This window comes from Micromonospora chalcea (assembly GCF_002926165.1).
Taxonomy (GTDB): domain Bacteria; phylum Actinomycetota; class Actinomycetes; order Mycobacteriales; family Micromonosporaceae; genus Micromonospora; species Micromonospora chalcea.
On sequence record NZ_MAGP01000094.1, the window covers coordinates 61,077 to 83,697 of the forward strand.

Genomic DNA, 22,621 nt, shown 5'->3' on the forward strand with positions numbered 1-22,621 from the left:
CCTGTGATGGAGGAGGCGCACCCATGACGTCCGAGGCTCCGCACCGCCCCGGCCAGGAGCCGGGCGAGGTGTCGCCGGGCACCGGCGGACCGGTGCCGTACGGCGATCAGCCGGCGCAGCAGGACAACGGGTACAACGGAGCGCCCGACCTCGGCTGGGCGCCGCCCCCGCCGGCCGGTCGGCCCGCGCAGCCGGCCCCGGCCTGGGCCGCTAACGACGAACAGCCCCCCGCCTGGGCCCCGCCCGCGGGCCAGCCGGTGACCGGCCGGGCCACCGCCCAGGTCCCACCGCCCGCCGACCGTGGGCAGCAGCCCGCCTGGGGCGGCACCGACCAGGGCGCCCCCGCCTGGGCCGGTCCCGCCCAGGGCAGTCCCGTGTGGGGCGCTCAGGAGCAGCCCGGCCCGGACCGCGCCGCCGACCCGGCGCCGCCCGCGTGGGCCGCCACGCCGCCGGGCAGCCCGGTCGAGCCGACGGCGCCGGCCTGGGCCGCCGAGCAGAACCGCCAGGGGTGGGGCTCCGGTGAGCAGCCGGCCCGGTCGCCGTCCGGCGACCCGGCCGCCCGCAGCACCGGTTACGTCCCCGCCCCGGCCACCGTGCCGAACGAGACCTGGGTCACGCCCGCCCCGCCGGACGACCCGCACCGCTCCGGCGGCTTCGCGCCCACCGGCGGGCAGCACGACGACGCCCCGGGACACGCCGGTGGCTGGTCCACCGCCGCGCCGCCGGACGATCCGAACCGCTCCGGCGGCTGGAACCCGCGCGACGAGCAGCCCGCCGCGGCCGACGATCCCGGCCGCTCCGGCGGCTGGACGCCGCGTGAGAGCCAGCCGGCCTGGGCACCTCCGGGTCAGCAGACCGGCGCCACCTGGCCGCCGGCCGACCCGCCCGCCCGTGCCGCCGCCGCGGTCTCGGTGCCCGGCGTCACCCGGCCGGACAACGCGTGGTCCACTCCGGAGCAGTCCGATCAGGACAACCGCTCCGCCGCTGGCGAGGACGACTCGCACCGCTCCGGCGGCTGGCGTCCGACCGGTGGACAGCACGACGGCGGATGGCCCGCCCCGCAGGCCGAGAACCGGCCGGGTGGCTGGGATGAGCCCGCCCGCCCCGACGACCCGGACCGCTCCGGCGGCTGGGCCGCGGGCCGCGCCGCCGGCCCCGCCGAGGCGGCACAGCCGGGCGGCTGGGGTGAGCCGGACCAGGGCCGGCAGCCCGGTGGCTGGGGCGCCCCCGCCGTACCGCAGCAGCGTGACTCCGAGGAGCAGGCCGGCGCCTGGAGCGGTGCCGCGTCCGTGCCGCAGCAGCAGGAGAGCGGCCGGTCGGCCGAGGAGCCGGCACAGCCCAGTTGGGGTGCCGCCGCACCGGTCGATACTCCGGCGGCCCGCGCGAGCGTCTCCGTACCGGCGCCCGACGGCGGCTGGGGCGGCAACCAGAACGACCGCCTGGCCGTACCGGCCGCCGAGCCGTGGTCGCCCGCCGAGGCGTGGGGCCGCTCCGAGGACTCCGCCCCGGCGTACCAGCCCGCTCCCGCGCCGGGCATCTCGCCCGGCAACGCGGTGCCGCTGCCGGCACAGCAGCAGCGCGTGCCCGGAGCCGCGCTCGCCGCGTCGCCGCCCGCCGACCAGCCGCCCGCGCCGGCCGAACCCCAGGGGTACGAGCCGGAGCGCGGTGACGGCGCGTGGGGCGAGTCGCAGTCGGCCTCCGTGCCCGGCCCGCGTACCTCCCCGGAGGGCGGCCCGGTCTCGGCCAGCGCGTCGGTCCCGGTGACCAGCCGGGTCACCCCGCCGTCCGACCAGCCCCTGCCGACCGGCACCCCGGCGCCACAGCCCCGGGTGTACGGCCGGCCCGCCCGCCCGGAGCCCGAGGACACGCCCGAGCAGGACGGTCACGGCTTCCCCGAGCAGGACGGGCCCTCCGGATTCGGCCCGGACAACGGCTTCCCCGGCCCGCAGTCCCGGACCGTCGACGCCGACGGGCCGCACGGGTACGCCGCCGTGCCGCCGTCCTCGCCGGCCGCGCCGCCGCCGTTCCCGGCCGGTGTGCCGTCCTTCATGGACCCGCCCGCCAACACCCGCCCCGCCAACGGGGTGCACCCGGGCGGCGAGCAGCCCGGCGCGGTCCGGGACCCGTTCGACGGCCCGCAGAGCCCCTACGGCACCCCGGGTGGCAGCCAGGACCCGTTCGGCCCGCCCGGCGGCCATCAGGACCCGTTCGGTGGCCCTCAGGGCGGCCGCCAGGATGCGTTCGGCAGCCCGGCCGGCCGGCCCGAGCCGTTCGGCGGCCAGCCGGACCAGTTCGGCCCGCCGGCCGGTGGGCGCGCCTCCGTCGCGGTGCCCGGCCAGGGCCGGCCGGGCGAGACGAGCCCCTTCCCGGCACAGCAGGCCCCGCCGGCCTGGTCGCAGGACGCGCCGTCCGGTGAGCCGGAGCAGGGCCGGTTCGACGCGTTCAAGCCGGACGCCGCCGAGCCGCAGACCGAGGCGCCCCCGCCGAAGGTACGCAACGGACGGGTGCTGGCCGCCGTACTGATCGCGGCGGTGCTCATCCTCGCCGTACCGCTCGGTCTGCTCACGCTGCTCGGCAAGGTCGGCGACGACAAGCCGGCGGGCTTCGACCCGGCGGTCGGTTCCTGCGTCAAGCAGTCCGGCGAGACCGCCGTTCCCGCCGACTGCGGTGAGCAGGGCGCGTTCAGCGTGGTGTCGAAGGTGGACAACAAGGACAAGTGCGCCGATCTGACGCAGCCCACCGTCTCCGTCGAGAACGGCGGGACCACCCGGGTGCTCTGCCTGAAGCCGGCCGGCCAGTAACCACACGTACGCGGAGCGTCCACCCCTCACCGGGTGGGCGCTCCGCGCCGTTCCGGTGTGCCTCTGTTCACCCCGGGTTCGCCGCGAGCGCACCCGGCCAGTGCGGCACGATGGGGGCATGAGCGCGCGCGTACGGGCACCGGAACTGCGGGGTCGGGCCTGGCTGAACACCGGCGGCAAGGCCGTCACGCTGGCCGACCTGCGCGGCAAGATCGTCTTGTTGGACTTTTGGACCTTCTGCTGCATCAACTGCCTGCACGTGCTGGACGAACTGCGCCCGCTCGAAGAGAAGTACGGCGACGTCCTGGTCGTGATCGGGGTGCACTCGCCGAAGTTCGAGCACGAGAAGGACCCGGCGGCGCTGGCCGCGGCCGTCGAGCGGTACGGCGTGCACCACCCGGTGCTCGACGACGCCGACATGGACATGTGGCAGCAGTACGCGGCCAAGGCGTGGCCGACTCTGGCCGTGGTCGACCCGGAGGGCTACGTGGTCGCCACCATGGCCGGCGAGGGGCACGCCGAAGGGCTGGCGCGGCTGATCGACGAGTTGATCGCCACCCATGAGGCGAAGGGCACGCTGCACCGGGGCGAGGGCCCGTACGTGCCGCCGGCCGAGCCGGACACCGTGCTGCGGTTCCCCGGCAAGGCGCTGCCGCTCGACGGCGGGAACCTGCTGGTCAGCGACTCGGCCCGGCACTCGCTGGTGGAGCTGGCCGCCGACGGCGAGACGGTGGTTCGCCGCATCGGCGCCGGTTCCCGGGGCCGTACGGACGGCCCGGCCTCCGCCGCCACGTTCGCCGAGCCGCAGGCGCGCTGCCTGCTGCCGCCGCACGTGGCCGAGGTCGCCGGTTACGACGTGGTCGTCGCGGACACCGTCAACCACCTGCTGCGCGGCGTACGGCTGTCGTCCGGCGAGGTGGTCACGATCGCGGGCACCGGGCGGCAGTGGCGCTCGACCGTCGACGACCACGCGCACGACGCCCGCGCCGTCGACCTGTCGTCCCCGTGGGACGTGGCCTGGTACGGCGATCGGGTGATCGTCGCCATGGCCGGCATCCACCAGCTCTGGTGGTTCGACCCGATCAAGCGGACCGCCGGCATGTACGCCGGGACCACAGTCGAGGCGCTGCGCGACGGCCCGCTGCCGGACGTGTGGATGGCCCAGCCGTCCGGGTTGTCCGTCTCGGTCGACGGGACACGGCTCTGGGTGGCCGACAGCGAGACCAGCGCGATCCGGTGGGTCGAAGACGGTGTGATGCACACCGCAGTCGGTCAGGGCCTGTTCGACTTCGGGCACGTCGACGGCCCGGCCGACCAGGCGTTGCTCCAGCATCCGCTGGGTGTGTGCGCGCTGCCCGACGGTTCGGTGCTGATCGCCGACACGTACAACGGGGCGGTGCGCCGCTTCGACCCGGAGACCGGCCAGGTGGGCACCGTGGCGGACGGGCTGGCCGAGCCGAGCGACCTGGTGCTGACCGGCGAGGGCGACGTGCTCGTGGTCGAGTCGGCCGCGCACCGGCTGACCCGGCTGGCGCCGGGCGCGCTGACGTCGGCCGGGGCGAACACGGTGGACGGCCCCCGGCACCGGCTGGAGCGCAAGCCGACCGACGTGGCGGCCGGGGAGCTGACCCTGGACGTGATCTTCACGCCGGCGCCGGGGCAGAAGCTCGACGAGACGTACGGGCCGTCGACCCGGCTGGTGGTCTCGGCGTCCCCGCCGGAGCTGCTGGTCGAGGGCGCGGGCACGACCACCGACCTGTCCCGCAAGCTGGTGGTCAGCGGCGACGTGACGCAGGGGGTGCTGCAGGTGACCGCCCAGGCGGCGACCTGCGACGCCGACGTGGAGCACGCGGCCTGTCACCTGACGCGGCAGGACTGGGGCGTGCCGGTCCGGGTGGTCACCGGCGGCGCGACCCGCGTGCCACTGGTCCTGCGTGGCATGGACGCCTGACAGCGCGTGTTAAGAAGGGGCCCTTCCTCTACCGGAGGCGTTAAGAAGGGGCCCTTCCTTTCACGTGAACGGAGTGAGCGTGACCCCCGCGTCGATGAGCGCGGCGCGGACCAGCTCCGCGCACCGCACCGCGCCGGGCGTGTCCCCGTGCAGGCAGATCGACTCGACCGGGCAGGCGATCACCGTGCCGTCGACGGCGACGAGCGTCTGCTCGACGGCCATCCGTACCGCCCGGACGGCCACCTGCTCCGGGTCGGTCACCAGCGCGTCGGGGGAGCTGCGCGGCACCAGCGTGCCGTTCGGGAGATAGTTGCGGTCGGCGAACCCCTCGGCCACCACCCGCAGGCCGGCGCCGGTGGCGAGCTGCGCGAGCACGCTGCCGGGCTGGCAGAGCACCGGTAGCTCGTGGTCGTACCCGCTGATCGCGGCCACCAGCGCGGCGGCCACGGCCTTGTCGCGGGCCGCCGCGTGGTAGAGCGCGCCGTGCGGTTTGAGGTAGCGGACCCGGGTGCGGTACAGCCGGCAGAAGGCGTCGAGCGCGCCGAGCTGGTAGATCGTCTCGTCGCGCAGCTCGGCGAAGTCGTACGCGATGTGCCGCCGGCCGAAGCCGGCGAGGTCCCGGTAGCCGACCTGCGCGCCGACCGCTACGCCGCGTTCGGCGGCGGCGGCGCAGACCTGGTGCATGGTGGCCGCGTCGCCGGCGTGGAAGCCGCAGGCGACGTTCGCGGAGCTGATCAGGTCGAGCAGCGCGTGGTCGTCGCCGAGCCGCCAGCTTCCGAATCCCTCGCCCAGGTCAGCGTTGAGGTCCATGGAACGTCACCGTAGTGCCTGGCCGGGCCTGGGCGAACGCTGTCACGTCGTCCACCACTCCGACGACCGGGTAACCGCCGGTGGTGGGGTGGTCGGCCAGGAAGACCAGCGGCTGGCCGTCCGGCGGGACCTGCACCGCGCCGAGCACCAGGCCCTCGCTGGGCAGTTCGCCGGCGACCGCGCGGGGCAGCGCCGCGCCGGCCAGCCGCGCGCCGATCCGGTTGCTGTCCGGGCTCACCGTGTACGCGGTGCCGCACAGCAGGTCCAGCGCCTGCGGGTTGAACCAGTCCTGCCGGGGGCCGGGGCGCACGGTCAGCCGCAGTTCGTCCGGGACCGGCCGGGTGACGGCGAGGTCGACCGGGGGCGGCGGCCGGTCCGCGGTGCCGAGTGGCAGCCGGTCCCCGTCGCGCAGCGGTGGCGGCCCGAGCCCGGAGAGCGTGTCGGTGGATCGGCTGCCGAGCACCGGTTCGACGGTGATTCCGCCGCTGACCGCCAGCCAGGTGCGTACGCCGGCCCGGGCCGGCCCGACGCGCAGCACCGCGCCCGCCGGTAGTGCGAGCGGCAGTCCCACGTCGCCCGGCCGGGTGTCCCCGGCCGGCCACTCGACGGCCACGTCGGCCGGGGCGCCGGTGAGCGCGAGCGCGACGGCCCGGGTGAAGCGCAGCGCGCAGCCGGTCATGGTGATCTCCAGCCCGGCGGCGTGCTCGTGGTTGCCGACGAGGCGGTTGGCCAGGCGCAGGGCGGCCGGGTCGAGCGCGCCGGAGCGGGGTACGCCGAGGTGCGCCCACCCCGGTCGGCCCTGGTCCTGGACGGTGGTGAGCGCCCCGGCCCGCAGTACCTCGATCACGGCGTGTCGACCAGCCGGACCCGGGTGCCGGGGGTGAGCCGGGCCGGCGGGTCGGCGTGCACGTCGAACAGCGGCAGGTCGGTCCGGCCGACCAGCAGCCAGCCGCCGGGTGACGCGGCGGGGTAGATGCCCGCGTACGGGCCGGCGAGCGCGACCGAGCCGGCCGGCACCCGGGTACGCGGTGTGGCGAGCCGGGGCACTGCCAGCTCGGGCGGCAGCCCGGTCAGGTACGCGAACCCGGGCGCGAATCCGCAGAACGCGACCCGGAACTCGGTACGCCGCAGCCGGTCGATCACGGCGGGCACGTCGGTGTCCCAGTGGGCGGCGACGCGCGGCAGGTCCTCGCCGTCGTACACGACTGGCACCCGGACCTCGGCGGTGGTCGCGCCGGGGCCGCCGGTCCGTGGCCGCCAACCGGCGATCCGGTCGGCGGCGGCCGACGGGTCCGGTACGCCGTCGAGCAGCACGGTGACCGCGCCCGGGACGATTTCGGTGGCGGTCAGCTCGCGGCTCGCGCGCCGGTGCCACAGTTCGGCCCGCCATGCCTCGACCTGCTCGGGGTCGTCGCAGTCGAGCAGCAGGGCGTGGGTCCCGACCGGCCGGATCCGCATCCGGTCATCCTCCCGTCGGCTGACGTGACGGTCCACACTACTTGCAAGTAACCTACGCTGTCGTAACCTGTTGATGTGACCACATCCGCACCGTTCCGGCTCCGGCCGGCCGACATCGGGAAGCCGCGCATGCGCGGCTGGCTGCACGCATACGCGTTCTTCGCCGCTCTCGTCTGCGGCATCGTGCTGTGTTCGATCGCCGCCGGCCGACCCGGCTGGGCGCCGCTGGTGAGCTGCCTGATCTACAGCTTCACCGTGTGCGGGCTGTTCGGCACCAGCGCGCTCTACCACCGGCGGGTCTGGTCCGAACGCGGCTACCAGATCATGCGCCGGATGGACCACTCTATGATCTTCGTGTTCATCGCCGGCACCTACACGCCGTTCTGCGCGCTGCTGCTGGACACCCGGCAGGCCACGATCATGCTGAGCCTGGTCTGGGGCGGCGCGATCGCGGGCGTGGCGGTGAAGCTGATCTGGCCGCACGCGCCGCGCTGGGTCTCCGCCCCGCTCTATCTCGCGCTCGGCTGGGTAGCGGTGGCCATGCTGCCGCAGATCCTGCACTCCGGCGGCGTCACCGCGCTGGTGCTGCTGGCGGTGGGCGGCGCGATCTACAGCGTGGGCGCGGTGTTCTACGCGCTGCGCCGCCCGAACCCGTGGCCCACGGTCTTCGGGCACCACGAGTTCTTCCACGCCTGCACGCTCGTCGCGGCGATCTGCCACCACATCGCGATCTACTTCGCCCTGTTCGCCTGAGCCGAGCCGCGCCGCGCCGGACCGGCCCCGGACACGCGCGAGGGCCCCGCGCCGTTGCGGGGCCCTCGGGTTCGGGGGTACGGGATCAGGCCGGGTAACCCGAGCCAGGACCACGCACCTCGCGGTACTCCTCGCGTACGACGCGGTCCTCCCGCACCGGTGCGACCGGCTCGGCGACGACCCGCTCACGCACCGGCGCGGCCACGACCCGGCGGCGGCTGTTCCAGAAGTAGAGCGTGGTGAGCAGGCCGGCGACGCCGGCGAGCATGAGCACCCAGCCCACCACGTTGAGGTTCAGCCATCCCAGATTGGCGTCGACGGCGAACGCGAAGATCGCGCCGAGCGCGATGAGAAAGATGCTGGCACCGATGCCCATGACGTCGCCTCCTTGGCGTCCTGCTGGCGTTTCCTGCCCGCCGCGGCCATGGATGAGGTAGCGGCACACATCGACATACCCAGGCGCTTTGATCGTCAATCAGGCAAGCTGGGCGGTATGACGGACGGCAGGAACGGGCAGCGGACGCTGGTGCTGCTGCGGCACGCCAAGGCCGAGCCGTCCGGGGACCTCCCGGACGTGGAGCGGTCACTCACCGCGCGGGGGCACGCCGACGCGGCCACCGCCGGGGCCTGGCTGGCCCGGCACGGGCTGCTCCCCGACGTGGTGCTCTGCTCGCCCGCCCGGCGTACCCGGCAGACCTGGCACGACGCGGCGATGGGCATGAGCGGTTCGCCGACGGAGAGCGGTCCGGCGGGCTCGGCGCCCGCGGTGCGGTACGAGGCGAGCGCGTACGACGCGCTTCCGGATCAGCTGCTGGAGCTGCTGTGGACCGTCGAGCCGACCGCCGGTACCGTGCTGCTGGTCGCCCACAATCCGGGGATCTCACTGTTGTCGGCGCTGCTCGACCCGCAGCGGGCCGACCCGGACGGGCTGCGGACCAGTGACCTGGTGGTGCACCGGCCGACGACCCGCTGGGCCGACCTCGGGCCCGGAACCGCGCCGATCACCGGCCGCCACACCGCCCGCGCCTGATCCACAGCGCTCAGCCGACGCGGGTGTCGTACGCGGCCCGGTTGGCGAGCACGTCGTCCATGTGCGCCTCCGCCCAGGACTTCAGGCCGCGGATCATCTCGTGCAGGGAGAACCCGAGGTCGGTCATCTCGTAGGTGACCGTCACCGGCACTGTCGGCTCGACGGTGCGGGTGATCAGACCGTCGCGCTCCAGGGCGCGCAGCGTCTGGGTGAGCATCTTCTGGCTGACCCCGGGCAGCGTGCGGAACAGCTCGGAGTATCGCCTCGGTCGTGGGTCGCCCGCGCAGTCCGCCCCGAACCGGTGTGAGCCGTCGCTGCGCAGCGCGGCCAGCACGAGTGCGACCCACTTGTCGGTGATCCGGTCGAGCAGTTGCCGGCTGGGGCACCCGGCCAGGAACGCGTCGTACTCGGCCTTGCTCATCTCTGCTCCTGCCGCCCGGTGAGCTACGCACTTTCAGGTGCCTACTTCCCATGAGAAAGTAACATCCCGATAGTGGAGGGCGGCCGCCGCGACCCGGCGGCGTCGCGTAACGACGAGAGGTACACGCATGGCCCCCACCACCCTTCCCGGCGGCACCTGGACGCTGGGCGACCTGACCGTGACCCGGTTCGGCTACGGCGCGATGCAGCTCGCCGGCCAGTGGGTCATGGGACCACCGGCGGACCACGAGGGCGCCCTCGCGGTGCTGCGCGAGGCGGTCGCGCTCGGCATCACCCACATCGACACCAGCGCGGCGTACGGGCCGTACGTCACCAACCGGCTGATCAGGGAGGCGCTGCACCCGTACCCGGAGTCGCTGTATGTCGTCACCAAGGTCGGCGCGGACCGGGACGAGCAGGGCGGCTGGCCCACCGCGCGCGACCCGCGCAGCCTGCGCCGGCAGGTCCGGGAGAACCTGGAGACGCTCGGCCTGGAGAGGCTCGACCTGGTCAACCTGCGGCTCGGCGACGCCACGGGCCCGCAGCCCGGCTCGCTCGCCGAGCCGCTGGAGACGCTCGTCGCGCTCCAGCGGGAGGGCCTGATCCGCCACCTCGGCCTGAGCAACGTGACGCCGGAACAGGTCACCGAGGCACAGGCCATCACATCCATCGTCTGCGTGCAGAACCACTACAACCTGGCGCACCGCGCAGACGACGACCTGATCGACGAGCTGGCCCGGCAGGGCGTCGCCTACGTGCCGTACTTCCCGCTCGGCGGCTTCACCCCGCTGCAGTCCTCGGCGCTGTCGGCAGTGGCCGCGCGCCTCGGGGCGACACCGATGGGTGTCGCCCTGGCCTGGCTGCTGCGCCGTTCCCCGAACATCCTGCTGATCCCCGGCACCAAGTCCGTCGCGCACCTGCGCGAGAACGTCGCCGGCGCCGGGCTGGCCCTCTCCGGCGAGGATCTCGCCGAGCTGGACCGGATCGGCAGCTGAGACGCGGCGTCAGGACGGCGGCGCCGTCGGCGGCGGCGGGTCGGGCGGCGGCGGCATCATCGCGGTCGGATGCGAGAGCCGGTTCTCCTCCACGATGAGCGTGCGGGCCCGCTTGCGGCGGTCCTGCCAGAACCACAGCGTGGTCAGCAGGACGCCCAGCCCGGCCAGGATGAAGACCCAGCCGACCGCACGCAGGTCGATCCACCAGACGTTGGCCCGGATGGCGAAGGTCATGATCGCGCCGAGCGCGATGAGAAAGATGGCGCTACCAATGCCCATGTGCGCTGCACTCCCCCGTGCGATGGCCTTGGGCGTACTCCGGTCGTGGTCCGCGACGGTTACCCGCCACCGGGCCGCCTATCCGCCCGGGGCGCACGCACGACGACGGCCGGCGGGCTGGGGCCCGCCGGCCGTCGTCGTGAGGGGGAGAGTGACGCTTCAGGGGTGAAAGCCCCCGGAAGGGCTCAGAAAGCCTCCTCCGGGAGGTCCATGATCTCCAGGTCGGTGCCCTCGATGATCCGCCGGTCCGCGCCGATGCGGGGCAGCACCTCGCGGGCGAAGAACCGGGCGGCGGCGACCTTGCCGGTGTAGAAGGACTTGTCGGCCGCGGAGACCTCGCCGGCCAGCGCCTTCAGCGCCACGTCCGCCTGCTTCTGCAGCAGCCAGCCGACCACCAGGTCGCCGATCGCGAGCAGGAACCGGCGGCTGCTCAGGCCGACCTTGTAGAGGGCGCGGGTGTCGCCACCCTGGGCCTCGCCCAGCCAGCCGGTCATCACGCCGAGGATGTTCTGGATCTCGGCGAGCGCCTTGCCGAGCGCCTGCCGCTCCTCCTTGAGCTGGCCGTTGCCGGCCTCGGAGGTGATGTGCTCCTGGATCTCGGCGGCGACCGCCATCAGGGCCTTGCCGTTGTCCCGGACGATCTTGCGGAAGATCAGGTCCAGGCTCTGGATCGCCGTGGTGCCCTCGTACAGGGTGTCGATCTTGGCGTCCCGGACGTACTGCTCCAGCGGGTAGTCCTGGAGGAAGCCGGAGCCGCCGAAGGTCTGCAGCGCCTCGTGCCCGAGCAGCTCGTACGCCCGCTCCGAACCGACGCCCTTGACCAGCGGCAGGAGCAGGTCGTTGACCCGCTTCGCCAGCTTGGTGGCCTTCTCGTCACCGGCCGCCTCGGCGATCGTGACCTTGTCCTGCCAGGTCGCGGTGTAGCAGACGAGCGCGCGCAGGCCCTCGGCGTACGACTTCTGCAGCAGCAGCGAGCGGCGCACGTCCGGGTGGTTGGTGATGGTCACCCGCGGCGCGGTCTTGTCGGCCATCTGGGTGAGGTCGGCGCCCTGCACCCGGTTCTTGGCGTACTCCAGCGCGTTCAGGTAGCCGGTGGAGAGCGTGGCGATGGCCTTGGTGCCGACCAGCATCCGGGCGTACTCGATGATCATGAACATCTGGCGGATGCCGTCGTGCTTCTCACCCAGCAGCCAGCCCTTGGCCGGTACGCCGTGCTCGCCGAAGGTCACCTCGCAGGTGTTCGAGACCTTCAGGCCCATCTTGTGCTCGACGTTGGTGGCGTAGACGCCGTTGCGCTCGCCCAGCTCGCCGGTCTCGGCGTCGAAGTGGTACTTCGGCACGACGAACAGCGACAGGCCCTTGGTGCCCGGGCCACCGGCGCCCTCGACGCCGACCGGGCGGGCCAGCACGTAGTGGACGATGTTGTCGCTCAGGTCGTGCTCACCGGAGGTGATGAAGCGCTTCACGCCCTCGATGTGCCACGAGCCGTCCGGCTGCTGGATCGCGCGGGTACGGCCGGCGCCCACGTCCGAGCCGGCGTCCGGCTCGGTGAGGACCATGGTCGAACCCCACTGCTTGTCGATGAACAGCCGGGCCCACTTCTTCTGCTCCTCGGTGCCCTCGACGTGCAGCACGTGGGCGAAGGACGGGCCGGAGGCGTACATCCAGATCGGGGCGTTGGCGCCGAGCACCAGCTCGGCGAGCGACCACCAGAGGGCACGCGGGGCGTTGGTGCCGCCCAGGGACTCCGGCAGGTCGAGGCGCCAGAACTCGGAGTCCATGAACGCCTTGTACGACTTCTTGAACGATTCCGGCAGCGGCGCGGTGAACGTCGCCGGGTCGAAGACCGGCGGGTTGCGGTCGCTGTCCGTGTAGCTGGCAGCCAGGTCCTCGCGGGCGAGGCGGTCGACCTCGCCGAGGAAGCTGCGGGCGGTGTCGACGTCCAGGTCCGTGAACGGGGCCTGGCCGAGCGTCCGGTCCGCCCCGAATACCTCGAACAGGTTGAACTCGAGGTCCCGCACGTTGCTCTTGTAGTGGGTCATGCTCGCTGGCCCCGCTTCCGGACAGGTGTTACCGATCAGTAACTCCAGACTGTATTACTCACCGGTAGGCAACGACAAGCGGATCTCGGAAGTGACAGCGATTACACACTTCCCGTTCATCCGTCGGCGGCGCCGACCTCCCAGCTCGGCACCGGCGTCGCGGTGGCGCTGTACGGGCCGGCGTACTCCATCAGGACCAGCGCGATGTCGTCGTCGAGCCGGCCGTGCACCCACTCGACCAGGGCGGTCTCCAGCGAGGCCAGCCCGTCGGCGACGGTGCCGTGGCCGAGCAACGGCCAGGCCCGGTCGGCGGTGGGGAAGAACTCGCCGTCCCGGCGCGCCTCGCCAAGCCCGTCGGTGAACAGCAGCAGCCGGTCGCCCGGCTCCAGCCGCTCCACGCGCGGCCGGACCACCGGCATGAAGCCGAGCGGCGGCGCGGGCGCGGGCGGCTCCAGCGGGATCACCGCGCCCCGGCGCAGCAGCAACGGCGGCGGGTGCCCGCAGTTGACGATCGTGAGGGTGCCGCCGCGCTCCTCGACCAGCGCCGCGGTGACGAAGTCCTCGTCGCCGACGTTGCGGGCCACCGCGCGGTCCAGGTCGGTCACCACCGCGCGCAGGTCGGCCCGCTCGTACGCGACGTGCCGGTAGGAACCGAGCACGATGCTGGCCAGGCGGACCGCGTCCAGCCCCTTGCCCCGGACGTCACCGATGATCATGCGGACGCCGTACGGGGTGTCCATCGCCTCGTACAGGTCGCCGCCGATCTCGGCGGTAGCGGTCGAGGAGATGTACCGGGCGGCCACCGCGAGCGTGCCGACCTGCGGTCCGAGCGGGCGCAGCACCGCCTGCTGGGCCACCGAGGCGAGCCGGGACAGCTCCGCGATCCGGTCCACCTGCCGCTGGCGTACCGCCGCCGTGGCCGCGGCGACGACAGTCCCCACCGCGATGGCTGTCACGTTCACGGCGGTCACCAGCGTGGTACCCCGCTCGGCGAGGGCGAAGGCGACACCGACGGCGGTGGCCAGCCCGCCCATCGCGAGCACCACCCGCCAGGAGGCCAGCGCCGCCGCCAGGAACGGCGCGATGACCATCAGCGCGAGGTAGTGCGCCGGACGGCCGTCGGCCAGTTCCGCCGCGGCGACGATCGCGAGCAGCCCGAGGGCCGCGCCGAGGCCGGCGCGGGATCCGGGGCTCAGCGGGCGACGGCCCGGCTGGAAGGGTTGCGTGCGTACATCGGACAGCATGCCTGATGGACGTGAACGGGAGAATGAACCTGGCCCGTCGGCCGTGGAAGTTCTGGCCGAGTGGACGGTCAGCCGAGGACCTCGTACCGGACCTGGATGTGCCCGAGACCGGTGGCGGCGATGGACGCGAACGCGGCGCGGGACAGGTCCAGGCACCGGCCCTCGATGAACGGGCCCCGGTCGTTGATCCGCACCACCACCGACTTGCCGTTGTCCGGGTTGGTGACCCGGACCTTCGTGTTGAACGGCAGCGTCTTGTGCGCGGCGGTCAGCGCGTTCGGGTTGAACGACTCGCCGTTCGCGGTCATCTGACCCTCGGCGTAGAAGGACGCGCCGCAGGAGCCGCTGTCCACGACCTTCGGGCTGCTGGTCTTCTTCGCCGTCGGCGACGGGGAGGCGGTCCGGGCCTTGCTCCGGGAGGCCGCCTGGGTCCGGCTCGACTTCGGGCTCGCGGTGGCCTTCGGCGACGGGCTGAGGCTCGCGCTCGGCGAGGCCGAGGCGCTCGGCGAGGGGGCCGCCGAGGTGGGGGCGGGCGTGCTGGGCAGCGTCGCGACCGCGACCGGCTCGGCGGGCGGCTCGGCGGAGGTGAGCCGCACGGCGCCGACGGTACCGCCGACCGCGAGCGCCACGCCGACCGCCGCGGTCGCGGCGATGGCGGCGGGCGAGGAGAACTTGCGGGTACGAAGGTGCCTAGCAGCCACCGGCCCGGTCCTTTCGTCAACTGAACAAACCGGCCCGGACCGTAACGAGAGAAGCACTTCCGAAGTCAACGTGATCATGGTGCTATGCCCGTATTTACCCCGGTACGTGTAGCCGATCACGCCACGCTCGATCGGCCGAACGGCCCACCGATCCCCGAGGATGGAAACCGTGCTGAACCGTCGCCTGGTCGAGCTGTTCCGGTGGATCGACCCCGGCCCCGGCAGCACCCACCTGGTCAGCGACACCTCCGGCTGGTGGCGTGACCCCGAGGTGCTCGCCCAGGTCGGCCCGGCGCTGGCCGGGCTCTTTCCGGACGCCCGCCCGACCGTCGTGATCGCGCCCGAGGTGACCGGGCTGCTGCTCGGCCCGCTCGTCGCGGTCGCCACCGGAGCCGGTTTCCTGCCCGCGTACAAGGACGGCGGCGAGCGACGCCGGGCCGGGCCGACGCGCTGGGCGCAGACACCCCCCGACTACCGGGGCCGGCGGCTGCGGGTCGGCGTGGACAGCAGGCGGCTCGGCACCGGCGACCGGGTGCTGCTCGTCGACGACTGGGTCGACACCGGCGCGCAACTGGACGCGCTGTGCCGGGTCGTCCGGGACGCCGGGGCCGACCTGGTCGGCGCCGCCGCGCTCGTCGCGACCTGCCCGCCCGAGGTCGCCGCGCGGCTGAGGCTGCGCACCCTGCTCACCGGCGCCGACCTGCCGTGAGCCGCCGGCGGTGGCGGAGCGTGCCGTAGCGTCGGCGGCATGTGGCCCCGCATCGGTGGATTGCGCGCACTCGCCCTCGGCACGCCCGGTGAGCTGCGCACCCGGCTCAACACCCTCGTGCTCTCCGGCGTGAAGACCGCCACCGCCGGCCTCGTGCAGGAGTACGACGACGAGAACGAGGAACTGGAGTACGTCGGCGAGCGACTGGTCCTGGTCGACGACAACGACCGGTTCGTCGCCGTGATCGAGGTGACAGGCGTCGAGGTGGTGCGCTTCGCCGACGTGCCGTGGGACTTCGCCCGCGCCGAGGGCGAGGGCGACAGGTCGATCGAGGAGTGGCGCGAGGGCCACGGCGCCTACTGGGCCCGGCAGGGCACGCCGGTCACCGACGACACCCTGATCGTCTGCCTCCGGTTCCGGGTGGTCTCCACCGAGGGCAGCGTCGGCACCTAGCCGGCCCGGCGCAGCTCCGGCAGCAGCGCCGCCGCCTCCACCAGCACCGCCGCGTCGCCCGCGTACCAGCTGCTGGCCCGGGGCCAGTGCGTCACCACGTCGGTGAAGCCCAGCCGGGCCGCCCGGGCCACCTGCTCGGCGAAGAAGTCGGCGCTGGTCAGCGAGAACATCGGAGCGGAGTCGAGCGAGAGGTAGCGGTCCAGCGTCGCCGGGTCACGGCCGGCCTGCTCCAGCGTGCGGTCCATCCGCTCGGACAGCTCCGTGACCGTCCGCCACCAGCTCTCCACGTCGTCGCTGCCCTGCCCGATGGTCACCCAGCCCTGCCCGAACCGGGCGGCCAGCCGCATCGAGCGGGGACCGTTCGCGGCCACCACGAACGGCACCCGGGGCTGCTGGACGCACCCCGGGTTGTTGCGCGCGTCGACTGCGGTGAACCAGTCCCCGCGCCAGGTCGTGCCGTCCTCCCGCAGGATCGCGTCGAGCAGCTCGGTGAACTCGGCGAACCGGTCCACGCGCTGCCGGGGCGGCAGCGGCACGCCGCCGAGCACCGCCGAGTCGAAGCCGATGCCCCCCGCGCCCAGGCCGAGCAGCACGCGGCCGTCGGACACGTCGTCGAGCGCCGTCACCTGCCGGGCGAACGCCACCGGGTGCCGGAAGTTCGGCGAGGCCACGAGCGTCCCCAGCTTGACCCGGGACGTCACGCCGGCCGCCGCGGTCAGCGTCGTCCACGAGTCGAACCACGGCCCGTCGACCAGGTCACGCCAGCCCAGGTGGTCGTAGGTCCAGGCGTGGTCGAAGCCCCACTCGTCCACCTGGGCCCACCGCCGACGTGCTTCCGACCAGCGCTGGTCAGGCAGGATCACGATGCCGATTCGCATGCCCGCCAGGGTACGACCCGGGTCGGACACTCCGACCCGGGTCGCGGTGATCACGCCGCCAGATCGGCCACCACGCAGGCGATGTTGTCCGGTGCGCCGGCCGCGTACGCCAGCTCCACCAGGCGCTCGACGGCGCTCTCCGGGTCGTCCGCCTCGGCCAGCGCGCCGTGCAGCGCGCCCGGGTCCACCACGGCGGAGAGACCGTCGGAGCAGAGCAGATAGCGGTCGCCGGGCAGCGCGGTCCGCAGCGCCAGGTCCGCCTCGACCTCCGCGCCCGCGCCGAGCGCCCGGGCCAGCAGCGCCCGCTGCGGATGCGATCCCGCCTCGGCCGGGGTGAGCCGGCCCTGGTCGACGAGCGTCTGCACGTACGTGTGGTCCTGGGTGAGCCGGGACAGCTCACCGCCGCGCAGCAGGTACGCCCGGCTGTCCCCGACGTGCACCAGCGCGAGCCGGGTACCACGTCGCACGAGCGCGGTGAGCGTGGTGGCAGGCTGATCGGTGTCGGTGGCGTGCGCGCGTACCGCCCGGTCGGCCCGGCTCACCGCGTCGGCAAGCGCGGCGAGCAGATCGGCCTGCGACTCGTCCGTCTGCTCCAGCGGCCGCAGCGCGTCCACCGCCTCCGCGCTCGCCGTGGACCCGGCGGGACCGCGTACGCCGTCGGCGACAGCGAGCAGCGCTGCGCTCGCGTACGCGGTGTCCTCGTTGGAGTCGCGGACCGTGCCGGTCTCGCAGCGCGTCGCGTACCGGAAGATCGTCTCGGACATGGTGGTGCCCCTCTCGCTGAGCCTGTCGACGAGGAGCGCGACGGCCCGGCCGCGCGCCGCGGTGTCCGCGCTGACCCGCCGCCACCAGGCGTCGAGCGCCTCCGCGGCGGCCGCGGGCGGCAGGCCGCAGACGGTACGGATCTCGGCCAGCGGCATCCCCGCCCGGCGCAGCCCGGCGATCAGCCGCGCCCGGTCCGCCTGCTCCGGCGCGTAGTAGCGGTAGCCCGAGTGCGGGTCCACCGCGGCCGGGGGCAGCAGCCCGCAGTCGTCGTAGATGCGCAGCGCCTTGGCGCTCAGGCCGGTCGCGCGGGCGAACGCCCCGATGGTCAGCAGTCGCACCGTGCCTCCCTCGCGCTCCTCGTGCCGGTCACCGCGACCGGCACCGATCACGCTGGGCCTTGCCGCAGGGGACGGGTCAAGGCGTCGTTGCCGCCAGTTTGGCGAGCATCCGGCCCAGATGCGGCTCGATCGTGCCGGTCGGCGCCTCGTTCACCTCGGCCGGCGTCCACCAGCGGATGCCCGCGAACTCCACCGAGTCGGGCGTGAACCGCTGGTCACGGCCCGCGGACAGCACGTACCAGAGGCTCACGTCGGTGTGCCGGTGCTCGGGCGGGCCGACCGTCTCGGTGACGGTGAGGAACGCCGGGCGCTCACCGAACGGCGGCGCGAAGACCGCCGACACGCCCAGTTCCTCCCGCAGCTCGCGGCGCACCGTGTCGGCCGGGTGCTCTCCCGGCTCGACGTGCCCGCCGCTGGGCAACCACATCGCGGCGAGGCGGTGGTCGACGAGCAGCACCGCGCCGTCGGCCGGGTCGCGGAGCAGGAAGTACGCGACCAGGTGTGGCGACGGCGTACGCGGCTTGGCCCGGCGGAAGATGTCCTCCGTGCCGGCCAGCCAGGTCAAGGCCGCCTCCCGGTGCCGCGCCTCCAGCTCGTCCCCAGGTGGCAGTTCCTCGACCAGTGCCCGGATCTCGTCCCGCATCCCGCCGATGCTGCCACCTGGGTACGACGGGATCAGTCCGGCGGCAGCGGGTTGGCGTCGGCTGCTGCGCGGACGAACTCGCGTACCCGGGATGTGGTGTTCCCGGCCGGCCACACCGGACCGCGACAGATCGGCGGCGCGTCATGGATCGGCACGTAGGCCACGTCCGGGCGGGCGTAGAACTGCCGGGCCTGCTCACCCACCGGCAGCACCCCGCGCCCCAGCGCGACGAGCGCCAGCATCTCGGAGAAGCTGCCACCCACCGGGCCCTTCGGCACCGGACGGCCGGACGGGGTGCGGTCCGGCGTGCGGTCCTGCTTGAACGCGGTCGACGTCACCGCCGGGTACTGCACCACCGGATGGTCGCCCAGCACCTCCAGCGACACCGACTCCTCGGCCGCCAGCGGATGGCCCGCGGCCACCGCGAGCACCCGGCGCTCGCGCAGCAGCACCGGGCCGCTCGCCATGCCGTCGAAGGGGTACGAGGCGATCAGGACGTCGATCGTGCCGTCCAGCAGGCTCGACCGGGTGCTGGCCAGCGGCGCCTCGTGCACGTGCACCTCGCAGTCCGGGTGGCGCTCGGTGAACAGCGCGACCGCGCGCAGCAGCACCGGCGCTGTCGACTCGCCGACGTACGCCACCCGCAGCTCGCCGGTGAGCCCGCGCCCGGCGTCCACAGCCCGCTGCACCGCCGCCTCGATGCCGGCCACCAGCGGGCGCATCTCCTCGGCCAGGCGGGCGCCGATCGGGGTGAGGCGGACGACCCGGCTGGTGCGCTCGAACAGCGGCGCGCCGATGCGGCGTTCCAGCTTGCGCACCACGTGACTGACCCGGCCGGTGCTCACCCGCAGCCGCTCGGCGGTCCGCCCGAAGTGCAGCTCCTCGGCCAGCGTCAGGAACGTCTCGATCTCGTACCGCTCCAGCACAAGGCGCCTCCGTCGTTGCCCGTGAGTCAACGATCGTAGTGCGATCGGGGGTTGGTCCCGCCGCCGCGCCGGGCCAGAGTTGACGGCATGCGGAACGATCTCGTGACGGTGACCGGGTTCGACCATCTCGTGCTATCGGTGAGCGACGTCGAGCGTTCCCTCGACTTCTACTGCGGCACGCTCGGGCTGGCCCCGGTGCGGGTCGACAGGTGGCGGGCCGGCGAGGTGCCCTTCCCCTCCGTACGCATCGACGCCGGCACCATCATCGACCTGATCGCGGGCGACCCGACCGGGTCCAACGTGGACCACTTCTGCCTCGTCGTGGAGCCGGTCGACTGGCAGCGAGTGGTCGACTCCGGGGTGTTCACGGTGCTGACCGGCCCGGTCCCGCGCTTCGGCGCACGGGGCACCGGCACCTCGATCTACGTCAGCGACCCGGACGGCAACACAATCGAACTGCGTTCCTACCCGGCCGACGCCTAACCTGGCCCGATGCCGGAGCTGGAACGACTCGCCGCCCACCACGCGCCCGCCGTGCTGCGGTTCGAGCGGGAGAACCGGGCCTACTTCGCCCGGTACGTCCCCGACCGGGGCGACGACTTCTTCACCGGCTACGCCGCCCGGCACGCGGCCCTGCTGGCCGAGCAGGACCGCGGCACCTGCCACTTCCACGTGCTGGTCGGCGACTACGGCGCCGTGCTCGGGCGCTTCAACCTGGTCGACGTCGCAGGCGGCAGCGCCGAGCTGGGCTACCGCGTGGCCGAGCGCGCCGCCGGGCGCGGGCTCGCCGGCGAAGGCGTACGGCGCGTCTGCGAGCTGGCCCGCGGCGAGTACGGGCTGCGCCGGCTCGTCGCCTCGGCGGCGCTGGCAAACCCGGCCTCACTGGCGGTGCTCACGCGTGCCGGCTTCGTACCGGACGGTCCGGTGGAACTGGACGGGGAGCCCGGCCTGCGGCACACGCTCGACCTCGACGTGCCCTACGCTGTGGCGTCGCCGTAGGCGGGCGCGCCGGCCGGCTCGTACATCAACTGCAGCGTGCCGTGGGCGTGGGTGACCGACTCGGTGAGCCGCAGCGCGGTCGGCACCGTGCCGTCGCCGAACAGCCGCTTGCCGGTGCCGAGCAGCACCGGGTACACCCACAGGTTGAGCCGGTCCACGAGGCCGGCGCGCAGCAGCGACTGCGCCAGGTCGAGGCTGCCGATCACGTGCACCTCGTCGTGGCGGGCCTTGATCTCGGTGACGCGCTCGGCGAGGTCACCGTTGACCAGCGTGGAGTTCGCCCAGGCCAGCGGCTCGGTGAGGGTGCGGCTGGCCACGTACTTGGGCACGCCGTTGAGCAGGCCGGTGAAGGGGATCTCCTCCGGCGCCTTCGGCCAGTAGCCGGCGAAGATGTCGTACGTCTTGCGGCCCAGCAGCAGCGCGTCCATGCTGCTCGCCTGCTGGAACATCACCGTGCCGGACTTCTCGTCCAGCAGCGGCATCTGCCAGCCGCCGTGGTTGAAACCGCCGTCACGGTCCTCGTCGGGCTCGCCGGGCGCCTGCGCCACGCCGTCGAGGGTCAGGAACTCGGTCACGATCAACGTACCCATGGGTCTGCTCCTCCGGTTTTCGCTCGTCCCCCGACAGACCCGTCAACGACCCGCAACTCATCGCCGAGGTGTACGTGATGGATTTCGTGGAACTTGTCATCGACGGGCAGATCGACATCGATCGCGACGACCTCGAAGATGCCCTCAACGAGGCTCTCGTCGGGCGCGGCGAGGTGACCGGTGCCGGAACAAGCGAGCACGGCTCGCACCTCGACGTCGACGTCCTTGTGACGGCGGACCGACGAGCCGTCCTGGACGCCGTCTTCGGGGTGCTCGCCGCCTTGGACCTGGGCGACTCCGTGCGGGTCCGGCCCGGCGATGGGCAGACCTGGATCCGCCCGGGCCAGTGGACCCGCTCTACTCGTGCCGGACGAGCCTGAAGGGCACCCCGTCGATCTCCGTGACGTACCCGATGACCGGCACCGGGTTCCTCAGTTCCGCGATCTCGACAAGCAATGAGGTGGCAGTGCCGGCGTAGGGCTCGGGCGGGTCGATCAGGGCGGTATCGCAGACCACCGTCGGCCACTGCTCGGGAGGACCGTCGTTCAGGTGCCAGCAGAGCAGATAGTCGAAGTTCACGGCTCCCCAGACCCGGAGGTCTCCCGGGGAGGTGCCGAAGTGGTAGGGGAAGCCACCCGCACACTCCGCCTTCTCGTTCATCACGTCTTGCCAGTTGCGCGCGTACAGGAGGAAGTCCGGTACGCCCCAGGCGGAAGGATGAAGCACTTCCAGGAAGCCGATGACGCCGTGTGGGAAGCGCTCGACGAAGCGTCGGTAGTCCTCGGGAAAGGGGTGGCCGGCGGCCTCGGTGAGGGCCGGCCAGTCGACCTCGATTCCCGCCGATCCGTCCCAGTCGAGCAGGACGGCGAGCCGGTCCGTCGTCGGCGAAGCGCTCGGTGTCATTCGGCGACCTCCGGCAGATGATCGTTAATCGAGTGCACGCCCCGTCCGTCTCCACCGTAAGATCAATCTCTTCGGCAGGCGTACGTCTCCGGAGTCCTCGAAGGCGGATTCGCCATGATCCCCGATCGGACTGAGACAAGCGGCCTCCTGGACGAGGCGCTGGCGGGTGTGGCCGTCGCGTTCCAGGGCATGACGGCCCACGAGCAGGAGTCCAACTGCGAGTGCCACTGGGGCAGTGCGGAGGAACTGGCACTGCTGAAGACGCCGGACGTGCCGCTCGACGAAGAGCTGCTCCGACGCACGTACTGGGCCGCGGACTGGCACTATCCGGGTCTGCTGCTGCGCCGGATCCTGCCCCAGGTGACTGAGCGCCTCGTGGACGGCCGAATAGTGGCGATGGAAGGGCTGGACAGTCTGGCCCGCTTCTTCGCCGTCTCTCCCTGGCACGAGTGGCCGAAGGGGCAGCAGGCCGCCCTGCGGAGGTTTCTGAACGTCTGGTGGGTGCATGTTCTGGTCGAGCCCGACGCGAAGGTGCCCGCACATGCGGCCCTGCCGTTCCTCGCCGAGGCCACCACCAGGCTCACGCCGTGGTTGGCCGACTGGGCGGAGGCGCTGGTCAACGAGCCGGCCCGGCGACATCTGGTCGAGGCCATGGATGAGTGGATGTACGACCTGCAGGGCGACGCGCTCCCGTGGCCGAGTTCGCACGACATCGACGCGTGGGCCCCCGCGCTGCAACTGTGGGTGATACGGCACGCGCCGGCCGTCCTGCGCGAGCACGACGCGTCGGCGGAGCTGATCGAGGACATCAGCCGGTTCAGCCTGCCCGATTCCGAGCGGTACGACAAACCGCTCTCGCGCTGGCACGCCGGGCGCCCGTGGCCTGAGTGACGTCGAAGGCCCTGGCTGGGACTTGCGTCCTGACCAGGGCCT

The 22,621-nt window shown here is 73.2% G+C and carries 26 protein-coding genes; 11 read left to right on the top strand and 15 right to left on the bottom strand.

All coding sequences use genetic code 11. The features are described from left to right. Nucleotides 1-23: 23 nt before the first annotated feature. Together BAW75_RS10150 and BAW75_RS10155 are read left to right on the top strand one after the other, a co-directional pair. The gene (locus BAW75_RS10150; protein ID WP_104113398.1) at nt 24-2,801 is read left to right on the top strand and encodes an LppU/SCO3897 family protein; all 2,778 of its coding nucleotides are present in this window, start codon (nt 24-26) and stop codon (nt 2,799-2,801) included. 118 nt (nt 2,802-2,919) lie between these two features. Then, a complete protein-coding gene (locus BAW75_RS10155; protein ID WP_104113399.1) occupies nt 2,920-4,752 on the top strand; it encodes an NHL domain-containing thioredoxin family protein in 1,833 nt (610 codons plus the stop codon). A 60-nt stretch (nt 4,753-4,812) separates the two neighbouring features. Here BAW75_RS10155 and BAW75_RS10160 read toward each other — a convergent pair whose 3' ends face one another. From BAW75_RS10160 to BAW75_RS10170, 3 genes are read right to left on the bottom strand one after another with little or no spacing between them, the layout of a single operon-like run. Next, the gene (locus BAW75_RS10160) at nt 4,813-5,562 is read right to left on the bottom strand and encodes a LamB/YcsF family protein (RefSeq protein WP_104113400.1); all 750 of its coding nucleotides are present in this window, start codon (nt 5,560-5,562) and stop codon (nt 4,813-4,815) included. Continuing rightward, on the bottom strand, nt 5,546-6,409 hold the full coding sequence (locus BAW75_RS10165) for a 5-oxoprolinase subunit C family protein (protein WP_104113401.1): 864 nt from the start codon (nt 6,407-6,409) through the stop codon (nt 5,546-5,548). The genes BAW75_RS10160 and BAW75_RS10165 overlap by 17 nt, the downstream gene beginning before the upstream one ends. After that, a complete protein-coding gene (locus tag BAW75_RS10170) occupies nt 6,406-7,020 on the bottom strand; it encodes a 5-oxoprolinase subunit B family protein (protein WP_104113402.1) in 615 nt (204 codons plus the stop codon). Before BAW75_RS10170 ends, BAW75_RS10165 begins: the two co-directional genes overlap by 4 nt. Before the next feature lie 75 nt (nt 7,021-7,095). Between BAW75_RS10170 and trhA the strand changes: the two genes are divergently transcribed. Continuing rightward, nucleotides 7,096-7,773, top strand: a complete 678-nt coding sequence (trhA, locus tag BAW75_RS10175) for a PAQR family membrane homeostasis protein TrhA (RefSeq protein WP_030500524.1) — start codon at nt 7,096-7,098, stop codon at nt 7,771-7,773. A gap of 85 nt (nt 7,774-7,858) precedes the next feature. On the opposite strand, the gene BAW75_RS10180 is transcribed toward trhA, so the two are convergent. After that, complete coding sequence (locus BAW75_RS10180) at nt 7,859-8,149, bottom strand: DUF6458 family protein (protein ID WP_030500523.1); 291 nt, start codon at nt 8,147-8,149, stop codon at nt 7,859-7,861. 117 nt (nt 8,150-8,266) lie between these two features. Between BAW75_RS10180 and BAW75_RS10185 the strand changes: the two genes are divergently transcribed. Then, the gene (locus BAW75_RS10185) at nt 8,267-8,803 is read left to right on the top strand and encodes a SixA phosphatase family protein (protein ID WP_043327592.1); all 537 of its coding nucleotides are present in this window, start codon (nt 8,267-8,269) and stop codon (nt 8,801-8,803) included. Nucleotides 8,804-8,813: 10 nt separating this feature from the next. Here the strand turns inward: BAW75_RS10185 and BAW75_RS10190 are convergent, their stop codons facing one another. Continuing rightward, the gene (locus BAW75_RS10190) at nt 8,814-9,224 is read right to left on the bottom strand and encodes a winged helix-turn-helix transcriptional regulator (RefSeq protein WP_043327593.1); all 411 of its coding nucleotides are present in this window, start codon (nt 9,222-9,224) and stop codon (nt 8,814-8,816) included. Nucleotides 9,225-9,351: 127 nt separating this feature from the next. Between BAW75_RS10190 and BAW75_RS10195 the strand changes: the two genes are divergently transcribed. Beyond that, the gene (locus BAW75_RS10195; RefSeq protein ID WP_104113403.1) at nt 9,352-10,218 is read left to right on the top strand and encodes an aldo/keto reductase family oxidoreductase; all 867 of its coding nucleotides are present in this window, start codon (nt 9,352-9,354) and stop codon (nt 10,216-10,218) included. Nucleotides 10,219-10,227: 9 nt separating this feature from the next. On the opposite strand, the gene BAW75_RS10200 is transcribed toward BAW75_RS10195, so the two are convergent. From BAW75_RS10200 to BAW75_RS10215, 4 genes are all read right to left on the bottom strand, one after another. Continuing rightward, nucleotides 10,228-10,497: a DUF6458 family protein gene (locus tag BAW75_RS10200; protein ID WP_013283345.1), complete on the bottom strand. Its 270-nt coding sequence runs from the start codon at nt 10,495-10,497 to the stop codon at nt 10,228-10,230. Between the two features lie 185 nt (nt 10,498-10,682). After that, on the bottom strand, nt 10,683-12,539 hold the full coding sequence (locus BAW75_RS10205; protein ID WP_104113404.1) for an acyl-CoA dehydrogenase: 1,857 nt from the start codon (nt 12,537-12,539) through the stop codon (nt 10,683-10,685). Nucleotides 12,540-12,655: 116 nt separating this feature from the next. Beyond that, nucleotides 12,656-13,783 (bottom strand): PP2C family protein-serine/threonine phosphatase, encoded by a 1,128-nt coding sequence (locus BAW75_RS10210; protein ID WP_104113405.1) that lies wholly within the window; start codon nt 13,781-13,783, stop codon nt 12,656-12,658. Nucleotides 13,784-13,851: 68 nt separating this feature from the next. Continuing rightward, nucleotides 13,852-14,484 carry a septal ring lytic transglycosylase RlpA family protein gene (locus tag BAW75_RS10215; protein WP_069089158.1) on the bottom strand — a complete coding sequence of 211 codons (633 nt, stop codon included), beginning with the start codon at nt 14,482-14,484 and terminating at the stop codon, nt 13,852-13,854. 160 nt (nt 14,485-14,644) lie between these two features. On the opposite strand from BAW75_RS10215, the gene BAW75_RS10220 reads away from it, so the two are divergent. After that, nucleotides 14,645-15,193 (top strand): phosphoribosyltransferase family protein, encoded by a 549-nt coding sequence (locus tag BAW75_RS10220; protein WP_199495948.1) that lies wholly within the window; start codon nt 14,645-14,647, stop codon nt 15,191-15,193. A gap of 39 nt (nt 15,194-15,232) precedes the next feature. Beyond that, complete coding sequence (locus BAW75_RS10225; protein WP_104113406.1) at nt 15,233-15,646, top strand: ASCH domain-containing protein; 414 nt, start codon at nt 15,233-15,235, stop codon at nt 15,644-15,646. On the opposite strand, the gene BAW75_RS10230 is transcribed toward BAW75_RS10225, so the two are convergent. The 4 genes from BAW75_RS10230 to BAW75_RS10245 all read right to left on the bottom strand — a co-directional run bounded on the left by BAW75_RS10230 (nt 15,643) and on the right by BAW75_RS10245 (nt 19,196). Next, nucleotides 15,643-16,524 carry an LLM class flavin-dependent oxidoreductase gene (locus BAW75_RS10230; protein ID WP_104113423.1) on the bottom strand — a complete coding sequence of 294 codons (882 nt, stop codon included), beginning with the start codon at nt 16,522-16,524 and terminating at the stop codon, nt 15,643-15,645. The genes BAW75_RS10225 and BAW75_RS10230 overlap by 4 nt on opposite strands. 50 nt (nt 16,525-16,574) lie before the next feature. Next, the gene (locus BAW75_RS10235; protein ID WP_104113424.1) at nt 16,575-17,627 is read right to left on the bottom strand and encodes a MerR family transcriptional regulator; all 1,053 of its coding nucleotides are present in this window, start codon (nt 17,625-17,627) and stop codon (nt 16,575-16,577) included. A 76-nt stretch (nt 17,628-17,703) separates the two neighbouring features. Beyond that, complete coding sequence (locus BAW75_RS10240) at nt 17,704-18,270, bottom strand: NUDIX hydrolase (protein WP_104113407.1); 567 nt, start codon at nt 18,268-18,270, stop codon at nt 17,704-17,706. Nucleotides 18,271-18,302: 32 nt separating this feature from the next. Further along, complete coding sequence (locus BAW75_RS10245) at nt 18,303-19,196, bottom strand: LysR family transcriptional regulator (RefSeq protein WP_104113408.1); 894 nt, start codon at nt 19,194-19,196, stop codon at nt 18,303-18,305. A gap of 87 nt (nt 19,197-19,283) precedes the next feature. Here BAW75_RS10245 and BAW75_RS10250 point away from each other — a divergent pair, with 87 nt between their 5' ends. Together BAW75_RS10250 and BAW75_RS10255 are read left to right on the top strand one after the other, a co-directional pair. Beyond that, a complete protein-coding gene (locus BAW75_RS10250) occupies nt 19,284-19,679 on the top strand; it encodes a VOC family protein (protein ID WP_043327600.1) in 396 nt (131 codons plus the stop codon). Nucleotides 19,680-19,688: 9 nt separating this feature from the next. Continuing rightward, complete coding sequence (locus BAW75_RS10255) at nt 19,689-20,195, top strand: GNAT family N-acetyltransferase (protein ID WP_104113409.1); 507 nt, start codon at nt 19,689-19,691, stop codon at nt 20,193-20,195. Here BAW75_RS10255 and BAW75_RS10260 read toward each other — a convergent pair. Beyond that, nucleotides 20,174-20,785: a dihydrofolate reductase family protein gene (locus tag BAW75_RS10260; protein ID WP_104113410.1), complete on the bottom strand. Its 612-nt coding sequence runs from the start codon at nt 20,783-20,785 to the stop codon at nt 20,174-20,176. The genes BAW75_RS10255 and BAW75_RS10260 overlap by 22 nt on opposite strands. Nucleotides 20,786-20,862: 77 nt before the next feature. On the opposite strand from BAW75_RS10260, the gene BAW75_RS10265 reads away from it, so the two are divergent. Then, entirely contained in the window at nt 20,863-21,165 is a 303-nt protein-coding gene (locus BAW75_RS10265) for a hypothetical protein (protein WP_013473379.1), read from the top strand. Here BAW75_RS10265 and BAW75_RS10270 read toward each other — a convergent pair. Further along, a complete protein-coding gene (locus tag BAW75_RS10270; protein WP_104113411.1) occupies nt 21,143-21,688 on the bottom strand; it encodes a hypothetical protein in 546 nt (181 codons plus the stop codon). The two genes, BAW75_RS10265 and BAW75_RS10270, sit on opposite strands and share 23 nt — an antisense overlap. Nucleotides 21,689-21,802: 114 nt before the next feature. Between BAW75_RS10270 and BAW75_RS10275 the strand changes: the two genes are divergently transcribed. After that, nucleotides 21,803-22,579, top strand: a complete 777-nt coding sequence (locus BAW75_RS10275; protein ID WP_104113412.1) for a hypothetical protein — start codon at nt 21,803-21,805, stop codon at nt 22,577-22,579. Nucleotides 22,580-22,621 lie beyond the last annotated feature (42 nt).